24 protein-coding genes and 1 pseudogene are annotated in these 23,987 nt (G+C 61.2%); 14 read left to right on the forward strand and 11 right to left on the reverse strand.

All coding sequences use genetic code 11. From position 1 onward, the window contains the following. Positions 1 to 117 precede the first annotated feature (117 nt). The 4 genes from coxB (at position 118) to MRY17_RS00295 (ending at position 4,491) form a co-directional block, all read left to right on the forward strand. A complete protein-coding gene (coxB, locus tag MRY17_RS00280) occupies positions 118 to 1,245 on the forward strand; it encodes a cytochrome c oxidase subunit II (protein ID WP_181285413.1) in 1,128 nt (375 codons plus the stop codon). 58 nt (positions 1,246 to 1,303) lie between these two features. Continuing rightward, a complete protein-coding gene (gene ctaD, locus MRY17_RS00285; RefSeq protein WP_191953703.1) occupies positions 1,304 to 2,890 on the forward strand; it encodes a cytochrome c oxidase subunit I in 1,587 nt (528 codons plus the stop codon). Between the two features lie 126 nt (positions 2,891 to 3,016). Beyond that, complete coding sequence (locus MRY17_RS00290) at positions 3,017 to 3,568, forward strand: cytochrome c oxidase assembly protein (protein WP_065933599.1); 552 nt, start codon at positions 3,017 to 3,019, stop codon at positions 3,566 to 3,568. 35 nt (positions 3,569 to 3,603) lie between these two features. Continuing rightward, entirely contained in the window at positions 3,604 to 4,491 is an 888-nt protein-coding gene (locus MRY17_RS00295) for a cytochrome c oxidase subunit 3 (protein WP_065886763.1), read from the forward strand. A 6-nt stretch (positions 4,492 to 4,497) separates the two neighbouring features. Here MRY17_RS00295 and MRY17_RS00300 read toward each other — a convergent pair whose 3' ends face one another. Then, positions 4,498 to 4,701: a twin transmembrane helix small protein gene (locus MRY17_RS00300; RefSeq protein ID WP_124356439.1), complete on the reverse strand. Its 204-nt coding sequence runs from the start codon at positions 4,699 to 4,701 to the stop codon at positions 4,498 to 4,500. 31 nt (positions 4,702 to 4,732) lie between these two features. On the opposite strand from MRY17_RS00300, the gene MRY17_RS00305 reads away from it, so the two are divergent. The 5 genes from MRY17_RS00305 to MRY17_RS00325 are packed head-to-tail and all read left to right on the forward strand — an operon-like array spanning position 4,733 to position 8,656. Beyond that, the gene (locus MRY17_RS00305) at positions 4,733 to 5,497 is read left to right on the forward strand and encodes an SURF1 family protein (protein WP_243353091.1); all 765 of its coding nucleotides are present in this window, start codon (positions 4,733 to 4,735) and stop codon (positions 5,495 to 5,497) included. Further along, complete coding sequence (locus tag MRY17_RS00310; protein WP_243353092.1) at positions 5,463 to 6,047, forward strand: hypothetical protein; 585 nt, start codon at positions 5,463 to 5,465, stop codon at positions 6,045 to 6,047. Before MRY17_RS00305 ends, MRY17_RS00310 begins: the two co-directional genes overlap by 35 nt. A gap of 10 nt (positions 6,048 to 6,057) precedes the next feature. Then, entirely contained in the window at positions 6,058 to 7,137 is a 1,080-nt protein-coding gene (locus tag MRY17_RS00315) for a COX15/CtaA family protein (RefSeq protein WP_243353093.1), read from the forward strand. Beyond that, positions 7,125 to 8,024, forward strand: coding sequence for a heme o synthase (gene cyoE / locus MRY17_RS00320; protein WP_243353094.1), 900 nt, complete (start codon positions 7,125 to 7,127; stop codon positions 8,022 to 8,024). Before MRY17_RS00315 ends, cyoE begins: the two co-directional genes overlap by 13 nt. Continuing rightward, positions 8,021 to 8,656, forward strand: a complete 636-nt coding sequence (locus tag MRY17_RS00325) for an SCO family protein (protein ID WP_181285420.1) — start codon at positions 8,021 to 8,023, stop codon at positions 8,654 to 8,656. The genes cyoE and MRY17_RS00325 overlap by 4 nt, the downstream gene beginning before the upstream one ends. A gap of 183 nt (positions 8,657 to 8,839) precedes the next feature. Here the strand turns inward: MRY17_RS00325 and MRY17_RS00330 are convergent, their stop codons facing one another. From MRY17_RS00330 to MRY17_RS00340, 3 genes are read right to left on the reverse strand one after another with little or no spacing between them, the layout of a single operon-like run. Further along, positions 8,840 to 9,610, reverse strand: coding sequence for a MetQ/NlpA family ABC transporter substrate-binding protein (locus tag MRY17_RS00330; RefSeq protein ID WP_243353095.1), 771 nt, complete (start codon positions 9,608 to 9,610; stop codon positions 8,840 to 8,842). 51 nt (positions 9,611 to 9,661) lie between these two features. Beyond that, on the reverse strand, positions 9,662 to 10,354 hold the full coding sequence (locus MRY17_RS00335; protein WP_038851116.1) for a methionine ABC transporter permease: 693 nt from the start codon (positions 10,352 to 10,354) through the stop codon (positions 9,662 to 9,664). Beyond that, complete coding sequence (locus MRY17_RS00340; RefSeq protein ID WP_124356446.1) at positions 10,354 to 11,361, reverse strand: methionine ABC transporter ATP-binding protein; 1,008 nt, start codon at positions 11,359 to 11,361, stop codon at positions 10,354 to 10,356. Before MRY17_RS00340 ends, MRY17_RS00335 begins: the two co-directional genes overlap by 1 nt. A 265-nt stretch (positions 11,362 to 11,626) precedes the next feature. On the opposite strand from MRY17_RS00340, the gene katE reads away from it, so the two are divergent. Beyond that, positions 11,627 to 13,768 carry a catalase HPII gene (gene katE, locus MRY17_RS00345; RefSeq protein ID WP_181285422.1) on the forward strand — a complete coding sequence of 714 codons (2,142 nt, stop codon included), beginning with the start codon at positions 11,627 to 11,629 and terminating at the stop codon, positions 13,766 to 13,768. 100 nt (positions 13,769 to 13,868) lie between these two features. Here the strand turns inward: katE and MRY17_RS00350 are convergent, their stop codons facing one another. Genes MRY17_RS00350 through MRY17_RS00365 form a run of 4 tightly spaced genes read right to left on the reverse strand, consistent with a single transcriptional unit; the run spans position 13,869 to position 16,668 of the window. Continuing rightward, a complete protein-coding gene (locus MRY17_RS00350; RefSeq protein ID WP_181285423.1) occupies positions 13,869 to 14,588 on the reverse strand; it encodes a PA5502 family lipoprotein in 720 nt (239 codons plus the stop codon). Between the two features lie 37 nt (positions 14,589 to 14,625). Next, positions 14,626 to 15,414 (reverse strand): zinc ABC transporter permease subunit ZnuB, encoded by a 789-nt coding sequence (znuB, locus tag MRY17_RS00355; RefSeq protein WP_181285424.1) that lies wholly within the window; start codon positions 15,412 to 15,414, stop codon positions 14,626 to 14,628. Next, positions 15,407 to 16,186 (reverse strand): zinc ABC transporter ATP-binding protein ZnuC, encoded by a 780-nt coding sequence (znuC, locus tag MRY17_RS00360; RefSeq protein ID WP_181285425.1) that lies wholly within the window; start codon positions 16,184 to 16,186, stop codon positions 15,407 to 15,409. The genes znuB and znuC overlap by 8 nt, the downstream gene beginning before the upstream one ends. Next, entirely contained in the window at positions 16,186 to 16,668 is a 483-nt protein-coding gene (locus MRY17_RS00365; protein WP_057725693.1) for a Fur family transcriptional regulator, read from the reverse strand. The genes znuC and MRY17_RS00365 overlap by 1 nt, the downstream gene beginning before the upstream one ends. A gap of 58 nt (positions 16,669 to 16,726) precedes the next feature. Here MRY17_RS00365 and MRY17_RS00370 point away from each other — a divergent pair, with 58 nt between their 5' ends. Further along, a complete protein-coding gene (locus MRY17_RS00370; protein ID WP_243353096.1) occupies positions 16,727 to 17,656 on the forward strand; it encodes a zinc ABC transporter substrate-binding protein in 930 nt (309 codons plus the stop codon). Positions 17,657 to 17,799: 143 nt separating this feature from the next. Here the strand turns inward: MRY17_RS00370 and MRY17_RS00375 are convergent, their stop codons facing one another. Together MRY17_RS00375 and MRY17_RS00380 are read right to left on the reverse strand one after the other, a co-directional pair. After that, positions 17,800 to 18,753: a homoserine kinase gene (locus tag MRY17_RS00375; RefSeq protein ID WP_191953637.1), complete on the reverse strand. Its 954-nt coding sequence runs from the start codon at positions 18,751 to 18,753 to the stop codon at positions 17,800 to 17,802. A gap of 56 nt (positions 18,754 to 18,809) precedes the next feature. After that, complete coding sequence (locus tag MRY17_RS00380; protein ID WP_057725690.1) at positions 18,810 to 19,100, reverse strand: DUF2782 domain-containing protein; 291 nt, start codon at positions 19,098 to 19,100, stop codon at positions 18,810 to 18,812. A 74-nt stretch (positions 19,101 to 19,174) separates the two neighbouring features. On the opposite strand from MRY17_RS00380, the gene polA reads away from it, so the two are divergent. After that, positions 19,175 to 21,970: a DNA polymerase I gene (gene polA, locus MRY17_RS00385; RefSeq protein ID WP_243353097.1), complete on the forward strand. Its 2,796-nt coding sequence runs from the start codon at positions 19,175 to 19,177 to the stop codon at positions 21,968 to 21,970. A gap of 269 nt (positions 21,971 to 22,239) precedes the next feature. On the opposite strand, the gene yihA is transcribed toward polA, so the two are convergent. After that, positions 22,240 to 22,881 carry a ribosome biogenesis GTP-binding protein YihA/YsxC gene (gene yihA, locus MRY17_RS00390; protein WP_042943980.1) on the reverse strand — a complete coding sequence of 214 codons (642 nt, stop codon included), beginning with the start codon at positions 22,879 to 22,881 and terminating at the stop codon, positions 22,240 to 22,242. A gap of 211 nt (positions 22,882 to 23,092) precedes the next feature. On the opposite strand from yihA, the pseudogene MRY17_RS00395 reads away from it, so the two are divergent. Next, positions 23,093 to 23,194: pseudogene (locus MRY17_RS00395) on the forward strand (cytochrome); the annotation flags it as partial. A gap of 33 nt (positions 23,195 to 23,227) precedes the next feature. After that, entirely contained in the window at positions 23,228 to 23,839 is a 612-nt protein-coding gene (locus MRY17_RS00400; protein WP_181285376.1) for a c-type cytochrome, read from the forward strand. Positions 23,840 to 23,987 lie beyond the last annotated feature (148 nt).

Genomic DNA, 23,987 nt, shown 5'->3' on the forward strand with positions numbered 1-23,987 from the left:
ATGACGCCCGACTGCAGACGCAGGCGAGGCTTGGCGGTTGTAAGCAGTCTGGAAGCCGCTCCCTTCGCCGCAGGTGCAAACCGGCGGGATAACAAGAAACATAAAGGGGAAACCGCAATGACGCGACATCCACACGTTTGGATGGGCTTACTGTTGTGGTCAATATTCGGCCAGGCCCACGCGGCCTGGACAACGAATATGGCGCCAGGGGCTACTGAAGTCAGTCACGCTGTGTTTGACCTGCACATGACCATTTTCTGGATTTGTGTGGTGATCGGCATCGTTGTGTTTGGCGCGATGTTCTGGTCGATGATCCTGCACCGCCGTTCCACGGGCCAGGTAGCCGCCAAGTTCCATGAGAGCACCACCGTAGAAATTCTGTGGACCGTGGTGCCGTTGCTGATCCTGGTGGCTATGGCCATTCCAGCCACCAAGACCCTGATCAACATCTACGACAGCAGTGAGTCGGATATCGATATCCAGGTCACCGGCTATCAGTGGAAGTGGCATTACAAATACCTGGGCCAGGACGTGGAGTTCTTCAGCAACCTGGCCACGCCCGCCGAGCAGATCCATAACCAGGCCACCAAGGGCGAGCATTACCTGCTGGAAGTCGACCAGCCGCTGGTGCTGCCGGTGGGCGCCAAGGTGCGCTTTCTGGTGACCGCCGCCGACGTGATCCATTCGTGGTGGGTGCCGGCCTTTGCGGTCAAGCGCGACGCCATCCCAGGTTTCGTCAACGAAGCCTGGACCCGTGTCGAGAAGCCCGGCATCTATCGCGGCCAGTGCGCCGAGTTGTGCGGCAAGGACCACGGGTTCATGCCCATCGTGGTCGAAGTCAAATCCCAAGCCGACTACGACAACTGGCTCGGTGAGCGCAAGCAAGAGGCAGCCAAGCTCAAGGAGCTGACCTCCAAGGAGTGGACGCTGGACGAGCTGGTGGCGCGCGGCGACAAGGTCTACCACACCACCTGCGTGGCCTGTCACCAGGCCGAAGGCCAGGGCCTGCCGCCGATGTTCCCCGCGCTCAAAGGCTCGAAAATCGCCACCGGCCCCGCCGCCGATCACCTGAATATTGTCTATCACGGCAAGCCCGGCACCGCGATGGCGGCCTTCGGCAAGCAACTCTCGGAAGTGGACATCGCCGCCGTGGTGACCTATGAGCGCAATGCCTGGGGCAATAACAAGGGCGACATGGTCACGCCCAAAGACGTGCTGGCTCTGAAACAGGCGGAAAGCAAATGACTAACTTCATTGCAAATGCCCTGAATCGCCCCGCCCACTCGCCTGCAGGAGAACGGCCATGAGCACTGTGATCGATGACCATGGTCACGCCGACCACGTCCACGGCCCCGCGAAAGGGCTGATGCGCTGGGTGCTGACCACCAACCACAAGGACATCGGCACGATGTACCTGTGGTTTGCCTTCACCATGTTCCTGCTGGGCGGTTCTTTCGCCATGGTGATTCGCGCCGAGCTGTTCCAGCCCGGCTTGCAGATCGTGGAGCCGGCGTTCTTCAACCAGATGACCACCATGCACGGCCTGATCATGGTATTCGGCGCGGTGATGCCGGCCTTTGTCGGCCTGGCCAACTGGATGATCCCGCTGATGATCGGCGCGCCGGACATGGCCCTGCCGCGCATGAACAACTTCAGCTTCTGGTTGCTGCCGGCGGCGTTCCTGCTGCTGGTGTCGACCCTGTTCAGCCCCGGCGGCGGACCGAATTTCGGCTGGACCTTCTACGCGCCGCTCTCCACCACCTATGCGCCGGAAAGCGTGACGTTCTTCATCTTTGCGATCCACCTGATGGGCATCAGTTCGATCATGGGCGCGATCAACGTGGTCGCCACCATCCTCAACCTGCGCGCACCGGGCATGACCCTGATGAAAATGCCGCTGTTCGTGTGGACCTGGCTGATCACCGCGTTCCTGCTGATTGCGGTAATGCCCGTACTGGCCGGTTGCGTGACCATGATGCTGATGGATATCCACTTCGGCACCAGCTTTTTCAGTGCGTCAGGCGGTGGTGACCCGGTGCTGTTCCAGCATGTGTTCTGGTTCTTCGGGCACCCTGAGGTGTACATCATGATCCTGCCGGCATTCGGGGCCGTCAGCTCGATCATCCCGACCTTTTCGCGCAAGCCGTTGTTTGGCTACACCTCGATGGTCTACGCCACGGCGAGCATTGCGTTCCTGTCGTTCATCGTGTGGGCGCACCACATGTTTGTGGTCGGTATTCCGTTGGTGGGCGAGCTGTTCTTCATGTATGCCACCCTGCTGATTGCGGTGCCTACCGGGGTCAAGGTGTTCAATTGGGTCAGCACCATGTGGCAGGGCTCGCTGACGTTCGAGACGCCAATGTTGTTTGCGGTGGCCTTCGTGATCCTGTTCACCATCGGCGGCTTTTCCGGGCTGATGCTGGCAATTGCGCCGGCGGACTTCCAGTACCACGACACCTACTTCGTGGTGGCGCATTTCCATTACGTGCTGGTACCCGGCGCGATCTTCGGCATCTTCGCTTCGGCCTACTACTGGCTGCCGAAATGGACCGGCCACATGTATGACGAAACCCTGGGCAAGCTGCACTTCTGGCTGTCCTTCGTGGGCATGAACATGGCGTTCTTCCCGATGCACTTCGTGGGCCTGGCCGGCATGCCGCGCCGGGTGCCGGACTACAACCTGCAGTTCGCCGACTTCAACATGGTGTCCTCGATTGGTGCCTTCATGTTCGGCGCCACGCAGATCTTCTTCCTGTTTATCGTGATCAAGTGCATTCGCGGCGGCCCCGCCGCACCGGCCAAGCCGTGGGATGGCGCCGAAGGCCTGGAATGGAGCGTGCCCTCGCCCGCGCCGTACCACACCTTCACCACGCCGCCGGAGGTCAAATGAACAGCCTTGCGCAAACCCACTGTGGGAGGGGGCTTGCCCCCGATAGCTATCTCACAGCCAATGACAGTGTCGACTGGTACACCGCCATCGGGGGCAAGCCCCCTCCCACATTAGTGTGTGGCCATCATGGCTGACTCCGTGCCTCTCAAACGCCTGGTCACACGCCTGCTCATTCTGGTGCTGGCCATGTTCGCCTTTGGCTTCGCCCTGGTGCCGATTTACGACGTGATGTGCAAGGCGTTCGGTATCAACGGCAAGACCGGCGGGCAATACGAGGGCGAGCAGGTCGTCGACCCGTCGCGCCAGGTGCGTGTGCAGTTTTTGTCCACCAACGCCATCGATATGGTCTGGGATTTCCATGCCAAGGCCGACGAAGTCGTGGTCAATCCGGGCGCTGTGACCGAGATGCTGTTTGTGGCCTACAACCCCACCGACAAACCGATGACCGCCCAGGCGGTGCCAAGCATTTCCCCGGCCGAAGCGGCGATGTATTTCCACAAGACCGAGTGCTTTTGCTTCACCCAGCAAGTGCTGCAGCCGGGCGAGCGTATCGAGATGCCGGTGCGCTTTATCGTCGATCGCGCGATGCCCAGGGATGTGAAGCACTTGACCCTGGCCTACACGCTGTTCGATATCACCGCACGCCAGCCGCCCGGGGCGGCCCGCAGCGGCGGCTAGCTACTGTTTGCCCGCTCAATCAGGAGAGCGAATACATGTCGACTCATGATACGTACTACGTACCGGCGCAAAGCAAATGGCCGATAATTGCCACGATTGGCCTGTTGGTCACCGTGTATGGACTGGCCGTGTGGTTCAACGACCTCAAGGCGCTACGCCCGGAATCCCACGGCCCGTGGATCTTTTTCGTCGGCGGTCTGTTGCTGGCCTACATGCTGTTCGGCTGGTTCGGCGCAGTGATCAAGGAAAGCCGTGCCGGTTTATACAGTGCGCAAATGGACCGTTCGTTCCGGTGGGGCATGAGCTGGTTCATTTTTTCCGAAGTGATGTTCTTCATCGCGTTCTTCGGCGCGCTGTTTTACGTGCGCACCTGGTCGGGGCCATGGTTGGCGGGCGAGGGGCCCAAGGGCATCGCGCATATGCTGTGGCCCAATTTCGAGTTCGCCTGGCCTTTGCTGAACAACCCGGACCCCAAGCTGTACCCGGCGCCCAAAGGCACCATCAGCCCGTGGGGCCTGCCGCTGGTCAACACCATCCTGCTGGTGAGCTCCAGCGTGACCATCACCATTGCCCACCATGCCCTGCGCAAAGGGCATCGCGGCGCGCTGAAGCTCTGGCTGGCGCTGACCGTGCTGCTGGGCCTGGCGTTTCTCGGGTTCCAGGCCGAGGAATACATCCACGCCTATAAAGAGTTGGGCCTGACGCTGGGGTCGGGCGTGTACGGCGCGACGTTTTTCATGCTCACCGGGTTTCACGGCGCCCACGTGACCATCGGCACGATCATTCTGTTTGTGATGCTGATGCGCATCCTTAAGGGGCATTTCAATGCCGAGCACCAGTTCGGTTTCGAGGCGGCCAGTTGGTATTGGCACTTCGTGGATGTGGTGTGGATCGGGCTGTTTTTCTTTGTGTATGTGCTGTGAGCCGTTCTACCACGGCGCATGCGAGACCAACTGGCCGCTGAAAAAGCCCCAGGCGATCAGCCCCACGGTGATTGCGGCCAACACCACACGTACGGTCAGGGCAGTGACGAGGCGGTTGGAATGTCCCGCGTCCTTGACCAGAAAGAACAAGCCACTGAACAGGCTCGCAACGGTCGCGATCAGCATCAGGGCAATGGCGGCTTTGAGCATGGTCTGGCTCCGGGCTGTAGGGAGAGGGGCAATGAAATCCAGTATAGCCAGTGCCAGGCAGCGCTTTCGGCCCGGTATCGCGCCGACGTTGGTGGTGCTGATGCTGCTGCCGTTGATGATCGGCCTGGGGTTCTGGCAGCTGTCACGCGGCCATGAAAAACAGCAGTGGGTCGACACCTACGCAGAGCGGCGTGCCGCCGAGCCTATCGGCAGCGAGCAACTTGGAACGAGCGCCGATCCAGCCTTTCGCCGGGTTCATCTGCGCGGCAACTTCGACGCCGAACACAGCGTGTTGCTCGACAACCGTATGCGCGACGGCAAGGCCGGTGTGGAGTTGCTGCAACCCTTTCATGACCAGGCCAGCGGCCTTTGGGTGTTGCTCAATCGCGGCTGGCTGCCCTGGCCCGACCGCCGTACGCCACCGGCGTTCGCCACGCCGGATCAGCCGGTGAACCTGGTGGCCTGGGTGTACGTCGCTCCCGGCGAAACCTTCCAGTTGCATGTCGACCCCGCGACCGCGCAATGGCCGCGCCTATTGACCGCGTTGCATCCCGCCGCCCTCTGGGCCGAGTTGGGCCGCAGCGGGTTCGCGTTTGAACTGCGCGCCGAAGCCGGCCCCGGTACGTACGACACCACCTGGCCTGTGGTCGCCATGGGTCCGGAAAAACACCTGGGGTATGCGGTGCAGTGGTTTGCCATGTCGCTGGCGCTGCTGGCGCTCTACCTCTACCTCGGATTGCACAACGCAAAGGAGCAGCGCCATGGGAGCCGCCATGAATCCACTCAACCTGTCTGAAGTGCCGGACCGGCGTAAGGGCCGCTGGCAGTTGATCCTGATCCTGCTGATGGTGGTAGGCCCGATGGTGCTGGCGACCTTGATGTACAAGCTGCAATTCTGGGTGCCGGACAGTCGCAGTTATCACGGGGAACTCATCGGTAACGGCCAGACCCGCGCCGATATTGGCGTGCAGGCCGATGAGGCGCGCTGGCAACTGCTGGTCACCGCCCCCGCCCCCTGCGCCGCCGAGTGTCGGCAACTCGTGTACCTGGCGCGCCAGCTGCAGATCGGCCTGGGTCGCGATGCATCCCGCGCCAGCCACGCACTGGCCAGTGCGCAGGCGGTGGGGAGCGAATACGAGACCAGGCTCAAGGCCGAATATCCGCAATTGCAGCGCTATTCACTGGACCTCTCGACCTTCAACCGCAATCCCGCTGCGCCTGGCGATGCGCAACTGTGGGTCGTCGACCCCCACGGCAACCTGGTGCTGCGCTATGACGCCAAGGTCAACGGCAAGGACTTGCTCAACGACCTGCGCCTGCTGCTGAAACTGTCGAACATCGGATAAGGGCATCGTCATGGCCAAGCCTGGATTTCGCCTCGCGTTGTTTGCCACCTTGCTCGCGCTGATCGTCGTGTTGCTCGGCGCCTATACCCGCCTGACCCATGCCGGCCTCGGGTGCCCGGACTGGCCGGGGTGCTACGGCTTTATCAGCGTGCCGCAAAGTGCAGCCCAACTGGCCCATGCCGAACTGCACTTTCCTGATACGCCCGTGGAGGCCGACAAGGGCTGGGCCGAGATGACCCACCGCTACTTTGCCGGCACCCTCGCCATCCTCATCGCGCTGCTGGCGGCGCGGGCGTGGAACCACCGGCGTGACCCGGGCCAGCCGGTGAAGTTGCCGCTGTTCGTATTGATAGTGGTGTGCGCCCAGGCGGCGTTTGGCATGTGGACGGTGACGCTGAAGCTCTGGCCGCAGGTGGTGACGGGCCACCTGTTGGGCGGCTTTGCCACGTTGAGCCTGCTGTTCCTGCTGACCCTGCGCCTGTCCGGCGTGCTGCCCGCGCTGATCGTGCCCAGGCGCCTGCAATATTGGGCAACGGCGGGGCTGGTGCTGGTGATCGGGCAGATTGCGTTGGGCGGTTGGGTCAGTTCCAACTATGCGGCGGTGGCCTGTGTCGATTTGCCGACGTGTCACGGTCAATGGTGGCCGGCGGCGGACTTCGCCAATGGCTTTCACCTGACCCAGCATATCGGTCCTAATTACCTGGGCGGCCAACTGGACAGCGATGCACGCACGGCCATTCACCTCACTCATCGCGTGGGTGCGGTGCTGGTCACGCTGGTGTTGCTGGGCTTGGCCTGGCAGTTGCGCGCGGTGGGCATGACGCGCCTGGCGGGCCTGCTGTTGATCGCCCTGGCGGCGCAAGTCAGCCTGGGCCTGAGCAATGTGGCGTTCGGCTTGCCGCTGCCGGTAGCAGTGGCGCACAACGCCGGGGGCGCAGCCCTGTTGCTGACCCTGGTGCTGGTCAATTATCACGCGCGCACCAGCCTGGTTCGAGTGCGCCACCCACGTCTGATCGCCTGGCGCTTTAGCCCGCGCAAACAGGTGTCGGGCCTGATAACCCTTAAAGGAGATATGCCATGGCGTCCTTGATCGGCGCGCGTCACGGCCAGGCCCTCTGGCGTGACTATCTGGAGCTGACCAAGCCGAAAGTGGTGGTGCTGATGTTGATCACCTCGCTGGTGGGCATGTTCCTCGCCACCCGCGCCGGGGTGCCGTGGACGGCGCTGGTGTTCGGCAACCTGGGCATTGCCCTGTGTGCGGGTGCGGCGGCGGCGGTCAACCATGTGGTGGATCGGCGTATTGATGCGCTGATGGCGCGCACTCACAAACGGCCACTGGCCGAGGGGCGGGTCTCGGCCGTTGCGGCGCTGGTCTTTGCGTTGGTGCTGGCGGTGACGGGCCTGGCGCTGTTACTGGCGTTCACCAATCCCCTGGCGGCCTGGCTGACCCTGGCTTCGTTGCTGGGCTACGCGGTGATCTATACCGGGTTTCTCAAGCGCGCAACGCCGCAGAACATCGTCATCGGCGGCCTGGCCGGCGCCGCGCCGCCGTTGCTGGGCTGGGTCGCCGTGACCGGGCATATCAGCGCCGAGCCCCTGCTGCTGGTACTGATCATCTTCGCCTGGACGCCGCCGCACTTCTGGGCGCTGGCCATCCATCGCAAGGAGGAGTACGCCAAGGCCGACATCCCGATGCTGCCGGTGACCCATGGCGAGCACTACACCAAGGTGCATATCCTGCTCTACACCTTCGTCCTGCTGGCGGTGAGCCTGATGCCTTATGTCATCCGTATGAGCGGGCTGCTGTACCTGGCGTGCGCGCTGTTACTGGGCGGGCGCTTTCTGCAATGGGCCTGGGTGCTGTACCGTGGCAGCCAGCCGCACGCGGCGATCAACACCTTCAAGTATTCTGTCTGGTACCTGCTGTTGTTGTTTATCGCCCTGCTCGTAGACCACTACCTACTGTTGAACCTATGACTCGAACTCAAAAAACTGTCTTCATTCTGGTGGCCCTGGTGGCGTTGATCATGGGCCTGACCGTCAACAAAGTACTCTCGGGCAAAGGCCAGGGCGACCCGACCGCGCTGATCGACGCCGGCATTATCCTGCTGCCGCAAAGCCGCCAGTTGCCTGCTGTGAGCATGACCAACCAGGACGGCCAGCCGGTGCTGGTCAATGAGCTGCAGGGCAAATGGAGCCTGCTGTTCTTCGGCTATACCTTCTGCCCGGACATCTGCCCAACCACCCTCGCCCAACTGCGCCAGATCAAGAGCGAGTTGCCCAAAGAGGCGGTGGATAAGTTGCAGGTGATCCTGGTCAGCGTCGACCCGAACCGCGACACCCCGGCCCAGCTCAAGCAGTACCTGGGCTATTTCGATCCGCAATTTCAGGGGTTGACCGGCGCAAATGTGCAGGATGTACAGAAGGTCTCCAATGCCGTGAGCATTCCCTTCATTCCTGCGGACACCAGCAAGCCGAACTACACCGTCGACCACAGCGGCAACCTGGCGCTGATCGGCCCGGATGGCACCCAGCGCGGGTTTATCCGCGCGCCGTTGAACAACCAGAAGCTGGTGGCGCAGTTGCCAGTGCTGCTGCAGCGTAAATAACGCACAACACAATACAAATGTGGGAGGGGGCTTGCCCCCGATGGCGGCGGATCAGTCGATGAAGATGTTGACTGACCCACTGCTATCGGGGGCAAGCCCCCTCCCACATTTTGATCTCCATGGATCTGGAGAGGGTGATCGTTCCCACGCTCTGCGTGGGAATGCCGCCCTGGACGCTTTGAATCAGAACGCCGGCTTGATCGCGCCTTTGTACTTGTCTTCGATGAATTGCTTCACTTCAGGCGTGTGCAGGGCTGCAACCAGCTTCTTCACGGCGTCCGAATCCTTGTTGTCTTCGCGGGTCACCAGGATGTTGACGTAAGGCGAGTCGCTGCCTTCGATCACCAGGGCGTCCTTGGACGGGTCCAGCTTGGCTTCCAGCGCGTAGTTGGTGTTGATCAGCGCCAGGTCGACCTGGGTCAGTACGCGCGGCAGGGTGGCGGCTTCCAGTTCGCGGAATTTCAGGTTTTTGGTGTTACCGGTGATGTCCTTGATGGTCGACAGGATGTTGGTCGGGTCCTTCAGGGTGATCAGGCCATTGTTGGCCAGCAGCAACAGGGCGCGGCCCCCGTTGGTGGCGTCGTTCGGGATCACCACGTTGGCGCCGTCAGGCAGGTCGGCCAGCGTCTTGTATTTGCTCGAGTACGCGCCCAGCGGTTCCAGGTGCACGCCGCCGACGCTCACCAAGTGAGTGCCCTTGGCCTTGTTGAACTCATCCAGGTACGGCTGGTGCTGGAAGAAGTTGGCGTCCAGGCGCTTTTCAGCCACCTGTACGTTCGGCTGCACATAATCGGTGAAGACTTTGACCTGCAGGTCCACGCCTTCTTTGGCCAGCGCAGGTTTCACGAATTCGAGGATTTCCGCGTGCGGCACCGGCGAAGCAGCGACCTTGAGGGTCTCGGCATGGGCCGAAAACGCGGCAACGGCGGCGAAAGCAACCAGTAGTTTTTTCATCCAGCAAGCTCCTTGTTCGGGCATCTGCCGGCACAAGGCCGGCAATGGCCGTTATTTTCGAGAAAAGTGCACCACCAGCTTGTCGCCGACGGTTTGCAGAATTTGCACCAGGATCACCAGCATCACCACGGTGACTACCATTACATTGTCTTGGAAACGCTGGTAACCGAAACGGATCGCCAGGTCGCCCAGGCCACCGGCACCGACCACGCCGGCCATCGCTGTGTAGGAAACCAGTGTAATCGCCGTTACGGTAATTGCCGCAAAAATGCCGGGGCGTGCTTCGGGCAGCAAGGCGTTGGTGATGATCTGGCGCGTGCTGGCCCCCATCGACTGCGTGGCCTCGATGATGCCACGGTCCACTTCACGCAGGGCGGTTTCCACCAGGCGTGCAAAGAACGGTGTGGCGCCGATAACCAGCGGCGGAATCGCGCCCGCAACGCCCAGCGAGGTGGGCTCGTCCATGTATATGCCAGTGATCAGTTTGGTTAATGGAATCATCACGATCAGCAGGATGATGAACGGCAGCGAACGCAGGATGTTTACGATCAGCGACAGAAAGGCGTACAAGCCTTTCTGCTCGAACAGCTGGCGTGGGCTGGTCAAGAACAGCAGCACACCTATGGGCAGGCCCAGCACGACCGTGAAGAACAGCGAACCGAATAGCATGGTCATGGTGTCGCCGGTGGCGAGCCAGATTTCTGACCAATCGATGTCGGCGAAGAAATTCAGGAACAGGTCCATTAGCGCAGCACCTCCATGTGAACGTCGGCGGCGGTGAAGCGCGCAAACGCGGCGTCCATGTCACCGCCGGTGACGGCGAGGGTCAATTGCCCGTAGGGAATGTCTTTGATGCGGTCGATACGACCGGCCAGGATGCTGTAGTCCACCCCCGTTTCACGGGCGACGGTGCCCAGCAATGGCGCGTAGGTCGCGTCCCCCTGGAAGGTCAGGCGTACGATACGGCCCGGCACGTGGGCGAAGTCGTCGCGTTGCTCGCCTTCGTCGACCTGTTCGGCCTCCTGGACGAAGCGCTTGGTGGTCGGATGCTCGGGATGCAGGAACACGTCGGCCACCGAGCCCTGCTCGACAATCACGCCGGCGTCCATCACGGCCACCTGGTCGCAGACGCGGCGAATCACGTCCATTTCATGGGTGATCAACACGATGGTCAGCTTGAGTTCGCGGTTGATCTCGGCCAGCAGTTGCAGGACCGAGGCGGTGGTCTGCGGGTCGAGGGCGCTGGTGGCCTCGTCGCACAGCAGGATCTTGGGTTTGGTGGCCAGGGCGCGGGCGATGCCGACGCGCTGCTTCTGGCCGCCGGACAATTGCGCCGGGTACTTCCTGGCGTGGTCCGACAGGCCGACGCGGGCGAGCAGTTCAGCCACGCGCAGGTCGATGTCCTTGCGCGACAATTCGCCGGCCAATGTCAGCGGCAGCGCCACGTTGTCTGCAACGGTCTTGGACGCCAGCAGGTTGAAGTGCTGGAAGATCATCCCGACCTGTTGGCGGAAACGGCGCAGGCCATTGGCATCCAGCGCGGTGACTTCTTCACCATCCACCGTGATCTGCCCGCCACTGGGTTCTTCGAGGCGGTTGATCAGGCGCAGCAGGGTACTTTTTCCCGCACCCGAGTGGCCAATAAGGCCAAACACCTGGCCGTTTTCGACGCGCAGGCTGGTGGGGTGCAGGGCGGGAATATCCTTACCGGCGACGCGGTAGGTTTTATGGACGTTTTGAAACTCGATCACGTAGCGAACCTTGTGGGGCGCATGGAAAAGGGATCAGCGGTTAGCCGGGCGCGCATTTTAGCCTGTCCATCCAGCGTTTCTTAGCATTTATTTCGTATCCATCCAGCGATTTGGCAATAACGAGACCAAAGGTCATAAAAAGGGAACGGCGCAAAACCCTATCAGTCACTACCTAGGCAATTCGATATCGCGGGTGCCGTGCCCGGGATTTCGCTCAAACGAGCCGGGGACCGCTCTGGCCACTTTGACTAAGGAGTTTTGACTGATGAGTACCAAGAAGCCAGCCACCCCGCCGAAGAGTGAACTCGCGGGCACTGATACCCTGGACCGAGGCAATACCAACGCCAAACTGCAGGCGCTGGAAGAATTCCGTTCCGATGCAACAGGTCAGGCCCTGCGCACCAACCAGGGCGTGAAGATCTCTGACAACCAGAACACCCTGAAGGTCGGCGCCCGTGGCCCGTCGCTGCTGGAAGACTTCATCATGCGTGAAAAGATCACGCACTTTGACCATGAGCGTATTCCGGAGCGCATCGTGCATGCCCGTGGTACTGGCGCCCATGGTTATTTCCAGAGCTACGGCGACCATTCGGCGCTGACCAAGGCTGGTTTCCTACGGACTCCAGAGCATAAAACGCCGGTGTTCGCGCGTTTTTCCACGGTACAGGGCCCGCGTGGCTCCGGTGATACCGTACGTGATGTGCGCGGTTTCGCCGTGAAGTTCTTCACCGACGAAGGCAACTTCGACCTGGTGGGCAACAACATGCCGGTGTTCTTCATTCAGGACGCCATCAAGTTTCCCGATTTCGTACACGCCGTTAAGCCTGAACCGCACAACGAAATTCCTACCGGCGGGTCGGCCCACGATACGTTCTGGGATTTTGTCTCGCTGGTGCCGGAGTCGGCGCATATGGTGGTGTGGGCGATGTCTGACCGCGCCATTCCAAAAAGCCTGCGTGCCATGCAGGGCTTTGGCGTCCATACGTTCCGTTTGATCAACACCGAAGGCAAATCGAGCTTTGTGAAGTTTCACTGGCGGCCGAAAGTCGGTACTTGCTCACTGGTATGGGACGAAGCGCAAAAGCTGGCCGGTAAAGATACCGACTACCACCGTCGCGACCTGTGGGAATCGATCGAAAGCGGCGATTACCCCGAGTGGGAACTGGGTGTTCAGATCGTTGCAGAAGAAGACGAGCATAAGTTCGACTTCGACCTGCTGGACCCGACCAAGATCATCCCGGAGGAATTGGTACCGATCACCCCGCTGGGCAAGATGGTGTTGAACCGCAACCCTGACAACTTCTTTGCCGAGGTCGAGCAGGTTGCGTTCTGCCCAGGCCATATCGTGCCGGGTATCGACTTCACCAACGACCCACTGCTGCAAGGTCGTCTGTTTTCCTACACCGACACTCAGATCAGCCGTCTCGGCGGCCCGAACTTCCACGAGATTCCGATCAACCGCCCGGTTGCGCCGAACCACAACAACCAGCGCGATGCCCAGCATCGCAGCGTGATCGACAAGGGGCGTGCCGCCTACGAGCCGAACTCTATCGACAGCGGATGGCCGAAGGAAACGCCTGCCGGTCCGATCGATGGCGGTTTTGAGACCTACTACGAGCGGATCGATGCGAATAAGGTCCGCGAGCGCAGTGAATCGTTCGGCGATCACTTCTCCCAGGCCACGCTGTTCTTCAACAGCATGAGCCATCACGAGAAAGAGCACATCATCGCCGCCTACAGCTTCGAGTTGGGCAAGGTCGAGCGCGAACATATCCGCGCCCGCCAGGTGAATGAGATTCTGGCCAACATCGACCTGGAACTGGCCAAGCGCGTTGCCCAGAATCTGGGCTTGCCCGCGCCGACCAAAGGCACGGTGCCTGTGCGTGAAACGTCGCTGAAAGCATCGCCGGCGTTGAGCCAGGTGAACCTGCTGTCGGGCGACATCAAGACGCGCAAAGTGGCGATTCTGGCGGCGAACGGCGTGGACGGTGCCGCGATTGACGCACTCAAGGCAGCCCTTGAAGCTGAAGGTGCACATGCCAAGCTGCTCGGGCCGACGTCGGCGCCTGTGACCACCGCCGATGGCAAGTCGCTGCCGGTGGATGCGTCGATGGAAGGCATGCCGTCCATTGCGTTTGACGCGGTGTTTATCCCGGGCGGCAAGGAGTCGGTCAAGGCCCTGAGCGGCGACGGCGTGGCATTGCATTACGTACTGGAAGCGTACAAGCACTTGAAGGCGATTGCGGTCGCCAGTGACGTGAAGCCATTGCTCGATCTGTTGAAGCTGGAAGCGGACGCGGGGTTGATCGTGGGGGCGGATGCCAAGGCGTTCAAGGCGTTCTTTGCCGCGATTGCTCAGCACCGGGTTTGGGAGCGGGAGCCGAAGGCTAAGGCGATTCCGGCTTAATTTGCTGGTTGTTTGTTAGATCGTCATCGGGGGCAAGCCCCCTCCCACATTTGAATTGTGAATACATTCAAGTGTGGGAGGGGGCTTGCCCCCGATGCTTTTAGTCCGCCTTACGCGGAATCAGCACAACCTGCGCCGGAATGTGCTTCAGAATCTGCCGGTGAATCTTCAGCTCATACCCCGAATCAATCCGTTTCACCCGTTTGGTCAGCAATGTGGCCAGCCACGGGTAATCCTCGGTGCGTGGCACCTGGATGCTGACGTCGCACTGGTAATTCACCACGTCGGTGGCGATGGCATCCAGCTGATGGCGCATGGCTTCGACATCCACCAGGTTCAGCGCCACGGTGGTGCTCGGCGCCGCCGGGTCGATGACCTTGGCGGCGGGCTTGGCTTCGGCCGCTTTCAAGGCGGCCTCGGCCTGATCCAGCTCGGCTTTGCGCGCATGGCTGATGGCGCTGTTGACGCCTCCGGTCAAGGCGGGGGCCTTGGGCATCAGCGCACGCGCCCGGCTCAATGCTGTAGCGGCGGCGTTGACGTCACCCTTTTGCAGCACGATCTGGCTGCGCTGAAGGTAGGCTTCGGCCAACTGCCGCTGGTAAGCCTCAAGTGCCGGGTCATTGGGCGATTGGGCCTGCAAGGTGGCGAGCTGGTCTTCGGCGGTGGCCAATTCGCTGCTGGCCAGGTTTTGCTCCAGCTGCGCGATGGCCGCAGCGCGCGGGTCCGGCGCTCCGGAAGCGGCGGGCGGTGTGCTTTGACAGGCGCCCAGCAGCAGGGAAAATGCGGCAAGGAGCAGATAACGGGAGGCGAACGGCTTCATTCCTGCGACTCTCTATTTGCGCAAAAAGCGAGCAAGTCTACACCCCTCGACGGGGCAGGACAAAACTCAGCAGAAACAGGGCGGCGGCCGATACCACAATCGACGGCCCGGCCGGCGTGTCCTTGAACCATGACAACGCCAGGCCCCCACACACTGCGAGCATGCCTAACAGACTGGCGCCGACTGCCATTTGCTCCGGCGAACGGGCATGGCGCTGAGCGGCGGCGGCTGGAATGATCAGCAGTGAGGTGATCAACAATACGCCGACAATCTTCATCGCGACAGCGATCACCACCGCGATCAGCAACATCAGCGCCAGGCGCAGGGCCGGCACGGGCAAACCTTCCACCGTGGCGAGTTCTTCATGCACGGTGATCGCCAGCAGTGGGCGCCACAGGCTCACCAGCAGCACCAGCACCGCCGCGCTGCCGCCGAGGATCCACGTCAGATCGGTCGGGCTGATCGCCAGCAGATCGCCAAACAGGTAGGCCATCAGGTCGATGCGCACTTCATGCATGAAGCTCAGCACCACCAGGCCCAGGGACAAGGTACTCGGCGCCAGGATGCCCAGCAGCGTATCGGAGGCCAGTGGCTGGCGCTGTTGCAGCGTCACCAGCAACACCGCCAACAGCAGGCAGCCGACGGTGACGGCGATGGTCGGACTCACATCCAGCAGGAAGCCCATGGCCACGCCCAGCAACGCCGCATGGGACAAGGTGTCGCCAAAGTACGCCATGCGCCGCCAGACCACGAACGAACCCAACGGGCCCGCCACCAACGCCAAAGCCAAGCCTGCCAGCAGGGCGTAGAGCAGAAAATCAGCCATGCTTGCAGCTATCTCCATGAACGTGGGGGGTAGAAGCGTCATCGACAACGGCGCCATGCAGATCGTGGGCGTGGTCGTGATGGTGGTGATAAATCGCTAGGCTCTGGGCGTTCTTGCCGAACAGCTCGACGAACGCCGGGTCGCCGCTGACCTGTTCCGGGTGGCCGGAGCAGCACACGTGACGGTTCAGGCACACCACCTGGTCGGTGGTGCTCATCACCAGGTGCAAGTCGTGGGAGACCATCAGCACACCACAGCCATGGCGATCGCGCAGACGGGTGATCAGGCTGTACAGCTCGGCTTGACCCGCGACATCGACGCCTTGCACCGGTTCATCGAGCACCAGCAACTGCGGCTCGCGCAACAGGGCGCGGGCCAGCAGCACACGCTGCATTTCGCCGCCGGAAATGCTCTGCACCGGGCTGTCGATCACCTGTTCGGCGCCGACTTCCTTGAGCGCCGCCTGGGCGCGCGCGCGGTCTACCCCCGGCACCAGGCGCAGAAAGCGTAATACCGACAGCGGCAGCGTGGGGTCTACGTGCAGCTTCTGCGGCATATAGCCCACGCGCAGCCTGGGCTTGCGCCATACACTGCCGCGATCGGGCTTGAGCAGGCCCAGCACGGCGCGCACCAGGGTGGTCTTGCCGGCGCCGTTGGGGCCGATCAGGGTCACGATCTGCCCCGGCTCCACGCTCAACGCAATGTTGTCCAGCACCTGTTGCCCGGCGAACGTGACCCCGACCTGCTCCAGGCGGATTAACGCGTTGCTCATCAAGCCCCCTGACAGCCCGAGCACAGGCCGACCACTTCGACCGTTTGCCCTTCGACGCTGAAGCCGACTTCGGCGGCGCTTTTGATGATGGCATCGCTGATGCTTTTCTGTTCAAGCTCGATGGCGGCATGGCACTGGCGGCAAATCAGGAACTGGCCCTGATGCGCGTGTTCCGGGTGGTTGCAGCCGACAAAGGCGTTGAGCGAGGCGATGCGGTGCACCAGGCCGTTTTCCAGCAGGAAATCCAGCGCACGGTAAACCGTGGGCGGTGCGGCGCGGCGGCCGTCCTGCTCGCTGAGTACGCCGAGGATGTCGTACGCGCCCAGCGGCTTGTGGCTTTGCCACACCAGCTCCAGCACGCGTCGACGCAGCGCGGTCAGGCGCAAACCCTTCTGCGCGCATAGGGTGTCGGCCTCCGACAGCGCGCTGTGCACGCAGTGAGAGTGGTCATGGGGACGGCTGGCAAGCGGTGTTATAGGCATGAGCGGCGACAGATATTTGATAGAGACGTTATTATGTTACCTGTTCCTACGCCATTGAGTGGTCATCGTGTCCCGACTTTTTCCCGTTTTTGTCGTATTTGTCACCAGTTTGTTCATGGCTGGCGCCGCTCAGGCCGAGGTCAAGGTGCTGACCAGCATCAAGCCGCTGCAACTGATTGCCGCTGCCGTGCAGGACGGCGTGGCCGTCCCGGAAGTGCTGCTGCCGCCGGGTGCGTCGCCGCATAACTTCGCCTTGCGCCCATCCGACGTACGGCGCGTGCAGTCGGTCGACCTGCTGTACTGGATTGGTCCGGACATGGAAACGTTTTTGCCGCGCGTGTTGAACGGCCGTACGGCGACAACTGTGGCGGTACAGGATCTGCCAGGCATGAAACTTCGCATTTTCGGCGAAGATAGCCACTCCCACGCCGACGAAGCCGACGAGCATGATCACGATCATCGCCCCGGCAGCGTCGATGCGCATTTGTGGTTGTCGACGGTAAACGCGCGGGTGATCGCTGCGCGTATGGCGGCTGACCTGAGTACGGCCGATCCGGCCAACGCCGAGCGTTATCAAAGCAACGCCAAAGCCTTCGAGGGCCGCCTGGATGCGCTGGACATACGTCTGAAGAAGCGTCTGGCAAGCGTAGAGGGCAAGCCTTACTTTGTGTTCCACGAGGCCTTTGATTACTTCGAAGACGCTTACGGCTTGAAGCACGCCGGCGTGTTCAGCGTGGCCGCCGAAGTGCAGCCCGGCGCCCAGCATGTGGCGGCGATGCGTACGCGTTTGCAGGAGGTGGGCAAGACTTGCGTGTTCAGCGAGCCACCGTTGCGGCCGCGATTGGCCGAGACATTGGTTGCCGGGTTGCCGGTGAAATTGGCGGAGCTGGATGCGCTGGGTGGCTACACCCCGGCCACTGCTCAGGGTTATGAGCAGGTGCTGGAAAAGCTCGGCAATGATCTGGCCGGATGCCTGGAGTCACTCTAAATGTGGGGCAAGCGTTAAGGCTTGTTGTAGGAGCGAGCTTGCTCGCGAAAAACTCACAGGCACCGCGTTCATTCAGAAAGCACGCGTTATCGTTGACGTTTTTCGCGAGCAAGCTCGCTCCTACATTTGGACTGAGCAGATCTTCAGAGCGCGAACGGCAGATGCACAGCCACCTGTTGGCGCTGCAGCAGGCGATGCTCGAATTCGGCAGGGTCGTGAATCAACACATCCTGCCCGGCAAACGACTCGGCCGCGATCAGCCGCGACAGCCAGAACCGCACGCACGCCACGCGCAGCAGGGTCGGCCATAGCTCGGCTTCCTTCGCGGTAAACGGCCGCAACCCTGCATAGGCACCCAGCAGTGCCCGGGCGCGTTGCCCGTCAATCACGCCCTCGGCATCCGAACACCAGTCGTTCAAGGCGATGGCGACGTCGTACAGCATCGGCCCCGAGCAGGCATTGTAGAAGTCGATCAGGCCGGTCAGGTGCGTGCCTTCGAACATCGCGTTATCGCGGAACAGGTCGGCGTGAACGTTGGCGCGCGGCAGGGCGAGGATCTGCGCCTTGTGGGTTTCGATCTCGCTCAACGCGTCCTGCAGCAGGCGCTGTTGTGCGTCGTTGAGGTGCGAAATCAACTGCGCGCCTTCACTGAGCATCCAGTCCAGCCCGCGGTCGGTCTTGCGCTCCAGCACCTTGTCGCCCTGGGTTGCCAGGTGCAGATGCCCGAGCAGTTCGCCGACCTGGGCGCAATGCTGGGCATTGGCGTCCTTGATGTGCTTGCCGGCCAGGCGCGGTTGCAGCAAGGCGGGTTTGCCCTTGAGTTCGCGCAAAGCGATACCGTCGGTGGTGCGCAGGGCGTACGGCACCGGCAGGTCGGCGTCGTGGAGCACGTCGAGCAGTTCGATAAAGAACGGCATTTCTGCCACGGGGCCGCGTTCAACCAGGGTCAGGACGAATTCGCCTTGTTCCAGGCTGATAAAGAAGTTGGTGTTTTCGCTACCGGCGGCAATCCCCTGGAAATCAAGCAGGCGGCCGAGCCCGTAAGGGGCAAGAAAGGTTTCCAGCTCGGGCCGAGCCAGGGGGGTGAACACAGACATGGTTAAAACTGCCGTTACGGGCGCCGCTCAGGGCGGCGCCGGTTGAAATTAGGGAATCATTTCCATTCGAAGATCTTCCATGACGGGATCAGCATATCCGGCTGGTCAGAACGGATGAAGTTCGCGTCGGTTCCATCGGCGCGTACCAGGAAATACGGTGGAGCGCCTTTTGGCGTGACCTTGATGGCGTACAAAAAGCCGTTTTGGCGGTATTCCTGAATAGTCTTGTCGCCTTCCGTGCGAATGGTCACCTCCGGGTCGCCCGAAGGGGCATCGTCGGCCGCCATGGCAGCCATCGGAGCGAGTGCAATCAAGCCAGTGAACAGCAGGCGATTGAATGTACGCATGATAACCTTGTCCCTTTGTTTTCATTGGTCCGGCTATTCTAGCGCCTGACCCGCCGAAAAGGTTGATCCTGCTCATGAGCCAAGCGCCCCTCGTCCTGGTGGACGGTTCTTCTTATCTGTACCGCGCCTTCCATGCGCTGCCACCGCTGACCACCTCCAAAGGCCTGCCGACCGGCGCGGTCAAGGGCGTGTTGAACATGCTCAAGAGCCTGCGCAGGCAATACCCGGACAGCCCGTTCGCCGTGGTATTCGACGCCAAGGGCGGGACCTTTCGCGATGAAATGTTCGCCGACTACAAGGCCAATCGCCCGAGCATGCCCGATGATATGCGCCTGCAGATCGAGCCCCTGCACCAGAGCGTGATCGCCCTGGGCTTCCCGCTGCTGTGCGTCGAAGGCGTCGAGGCCGATGACGTGATCGGCACCCTGGCCCGCAGCAGCGCCGCCGCTGACCGCCCGGTGGTGATCTCCACCGGCGACAAGGACATGGCGCAACTGGTGGACGGGCACATTACCTTGGTCAACACCATGACCGGTAGTTCGATGGACGTTGAGGGCGTAAAGGAGAAATTCGGCGTCGCTCCGGAGCAGATCATTGATTATCTGGCATTGATGGGCGATTCCTCCGACAACATTCCTGGCGTTCCCGGCATTGGTCCGAAGACCGCCTCCGGTTTGCTGGTGGGGGTCAATGGCGGCCTGAAAGAGCTGTATGAGCAGCTGGATATTGTGCCGACCCTGCCGATCCGTGGCGCCAAGACGCTGCCGGCCAAGCTGGAAGAGCACAAGGAGATGGCGTTCCTGTCCTATCGGCTGGCGACGATCAAAATCGACGTACCCCTGGACATCGGCCTGGACGACTTGCACCTGATCGAGCCGGATCGCGAAAAGCTGCTGGAGTTGTACACGCTGCTGGAATTCAAGAGCTGGTACGACGAGATCCAGCGCGATACCAAGCGGGTCGAGCTCAAGGCGGCCAATGAGGTTGTGCCGGTTACCGAGGCGCCTGCCGAGGCGGTTATCGCGGTGCCGGTGGAGACGGTTTACACCACCATTCTTGACCAGGCCACATTCGATCTGTGGCTGAAGAAACTCAATGATGCGCCATTGTTTGCCTTCGATACCGAGACCACTGGGATCGATGCCCAGCAAGCCCAATTGGTCGGGCTGTCGTTTGCGGTACAGGCCCACGAAGCCGCCTATATCCCGCTGACGCATGCCTACGCGGGCGCGCCGGAGCAATTGGACCGTGACACCGTACTGCTGGCCTTGAAACCGGTATTGGAAGATCCGGCCAGGCTCAAGGTCGGCCAGCACGCCAAGTTCGACATGAACATCCTGGCCAACTGCGCCATCGGCGGCGACCCGGCGCAGGGCATCACTGTGCGCGGCATCGCCTTCGATACCATGCTCGAATCCTACGTGCTGAACTCCACCGCGACCCGCCATGACATGGACAGCCTGGCGAAGAAGTACCTGGACCACGACACCGTCAGCTTCCAGGACATCGCCGGCAGGGGCGCCAAACAGCTGACCTTCGACCAGATCGCCCTTGAGCAAGCCGGCCCCTACGCGGCCGAAGATGCCGACGTGACCTTGCGCCTGCATCAGGAACTGCACGCGAAGCTGACCGCGATCCCGAGCCTGGCCAGCGTACTGACGGATATCGAGATACCGTTGGTGCCGGTGCTGGCACGTATCGAGCGCCAGGGCGCTTTGGTGGACAAGGACCTGCTGGGCATCCAGAGCATCGAGCTGGGCAACAAGATGATCGAGCTGGAGCGCCAGGCCTTCGAAATCGCCGGCGAGGCATTCAACCTGGGTTCGCCCAAGCAGCTCGGGGCGATTCTTTACGAGAAGCTCGGCATGCCGGTGTTGAAGAAGACCGGCAAGGGGCAGGCCTCCACCGCCGAAGAAGTGCTGGCCAAACTGGCGGAGGATGATTTTCCGTTGCCCAAGGTCCTCATGCAGTACCGCAGCATGAGCAAACTGAAAAGTACCTATACCGACCGCCTGCCGGAACAGATCAACCCCCGCACCGGGCGTATTCATACGTCCTACCACCAGGCGGTGGCTGCGACCGGGCGCTTGTCCTCCAGCGATCCGAACCTGCAGAACATCCCGGTGCGTACCGCCGAGGGGCGGCGCATTCGCCAGGCGTTTATCGCGCCCAATGGTTACAAGCTGCTGGCGGCGGACTATTCGCAGATCGAACTGCGGATCATGGCGCACCTGTCGAAGGACGAAGGATTGATGAATGCCTTTCGCAACGATCTGGACGTGCACACCGCCACGGCTGCCGAAGTGTTCAAGGTTGAATTGACCGAGGTCACATCCAACCAGCGCCGCAGCGCCAAGGCGATCAACTTCGGCCTGATCTACGGCATGGGCGCCCAGAAGCTGGGCAAGGACATTGGCGTCGACACCAAGACCGCCAAGGCCTATATCGATGTGTACTTCGCCCGCTATCCCGGGGTGCGCGAGTACATGGAGCGCACCCGTGCCCAGGCGGCGGACCAGGGCTACGTAGAAACCTTCTTCGGGCGGCGCCTGTACTTGCCGGATATCAACTCCAACAAGCCTCAGGAGCGCGCGGCGGCAGAACGCACCGCGATCAACGCGCCGATGCAGGGCACCGCGGCGGACATCATCAAAAAAGCCATGGTCAAGGTGGACAACTGGCTGGCCGAGTCAGGCCTGGACGCCAAGGTCATCCTGCAGGTGCACGACGAACTGGTACTGGAGGTCCGTGAGGATCTGGTCGCCGAGGTCAGTGAGAGGGTCCGCGAGCACATGAGCGCTGCCGCGCAGCTGGACGTGCCCCTGGTAGTGGACGTGGGCGTAGGTGATAACTGGGACGAGGCTCATTGATTCTGCGGCTTCGCCATCCCAACACGTGATGGCGAAGCGCTTTAGATCGGAAACCGCCGTCAGTTATTTCCAAGTGTTTTTTTAATCTGCCGGAACTTAACCTGTGAACTGCCACTCAGAGTTACTGAATGGGTGGTGAAGCCCTTCAATGCTCCTATGTTGTGTTAAGTGTTGGCAGATATCCGGACTCCGCCCTAGCGGTCCGGAACTTGGACCCCGAACTTCCCCTCCCCATACGAAGTCCGGGGTTTTTTTTGCCCGCAGAAAAGTTATTCGGCGATTTCCGCGCCCTTGTCCGCCAATTCCATCCAGCCGGCCAGTACGGTGTAGGCGTCTTCCAGGCCCATGCGCTTTGGCGCGGAGAACAATTGAATGGTGATTGCATCGCCCCAACCCTTGCGGATTTCGGACTGCACTTTGAGCAGGGTGTTCTTGGCTGCGCCGTAGGTCAGCTTGTCGGCCTTGGTCAGCAGGATATGCATCGGCATGCCGCTGGCGACCGCCCAATCGAGCATCAACAGGTCGAAATCGGTCATTGGATGGCGGATGTCCATCATCAGGATCAAACCCTTCAAACTCTCCCGGCCACCCAGGTAAGCCTCCAGGTGACGCTGCCAGTGCAGCTTCAACGGGATAGGGACTTTTGCATAACCGTAGCCCGGCAGGTCGACCAGACGCCGATCATCGTCTAGCTTGAAGAAATTGAGCAGTTGCGTGCGGCCCGGGGTTTTTGAGGTGCGCGCCAGGCTCGCGTGGGTCAGGGTGTTCAGTGCGCTGGACTTGCCGGCGTTGGAACGGCCGGCAAAGGCGACTTCAAAGCCTTCGTCATCGGGGCATTGGTCCACTTTGGCGGCGCTGAGCATGAAGGTGGACTGTTGGCACAGGCCGAGGATGGGATTCTTGAGTTGCATGAGTTTTCCGATGTGGGCGGTGCCGAATAAGGGTGCGGCAAGCGGTGTCGTTTCCGTTTCAGTAGCGCCAGTATATAATGCCGCAGATTTTGTGTGTGCTTTGTCCCAGCGAAGGATGAAGTTCACGGGAGCGAAAAGACCTTTATTGCGCATTAGAACGCAAAACGCTCTCAAACCCTTAATTGATCGACACATGATCAATTGATTGCCCCGGGGTTTCAAGGCAATGCCGCCGCGTGGTTTGTGCATGGACTGCAGTACTGAGGATTACCAGGCCATCAATGAATTGATGGTGAGTAAACCCGGTAGATAACTCTTAAACCCTTAGCCGTAGTTGGATTAGCTGATGAACAAACTGATCGTGAGTCTGCTGTTGACCTTGGGCATCACCGGTGTTGCCCATGCTGCAGGCGACGCTACCGCGGGGCAGGCGAAAGCCGCCGTGTGTGGTGCTTGCCACGGACCGGACGGTAACAGCCCGGCGCCGAACTTCCCCAAACTGGCCGGCCAGGGTGAGCGTTACCTGGTCAAGCAGATGCAGGACATCAAGAGCGGCAAGCGCACAGTCCTGGAAATGACGGGCTTGCTGAGCAATACCAGCGATCAGGACATGGCGGATATCGCGGCGTATTTTGCCAGTCAGAAAGGCAGTGTGGGAGCTGCCGATCCGAAACTGGTCGCCCGTGGCGAGAAACTGTTTCGTGGCGGCGACCTGGACAAGGGCCTGCCCGCCTGTACCGGCTGCCATTCGCCCAATGGCGTTGGCAATGCCGCCGCTGGCTTCCCGCACCTGAGCGGCCAGCACGCTGGCTATATCGCCAAACAGCTGACCGACTTCCGCAAGGAAGAATCCGGTCGGGCCAACGATGGCGACGCAATGACCATGCGCACCATCGCCCGCAAATTGAGCGATGAAGACATTGCGGCAATCTCCAGTTACATCCAGGGCTTGCACTGACAGCCCGCAACGTTAACGCTCGATTAATCCGTCGATGCAAGCATAAAAAGGGTGGCCAGGGCCGCCCTTTTTTGTGGCCGCTGCCGTTACACTAACGAACTCATGTCCGCGTAGACCTGTCACAACAAAGGTCGCGTGAGGCGACTTT

This window comes from Pseudomonas orientalis (genome assembly GCF_022807995.1).
GTDB classification, from domain to species: Bacteria; Pseudomonadota; Gammaproteobacteria; order Pseudomonadales; family Pseudomonadaceae; genus Aquipseudomonas; species Aquipseudomonas orientalis_B.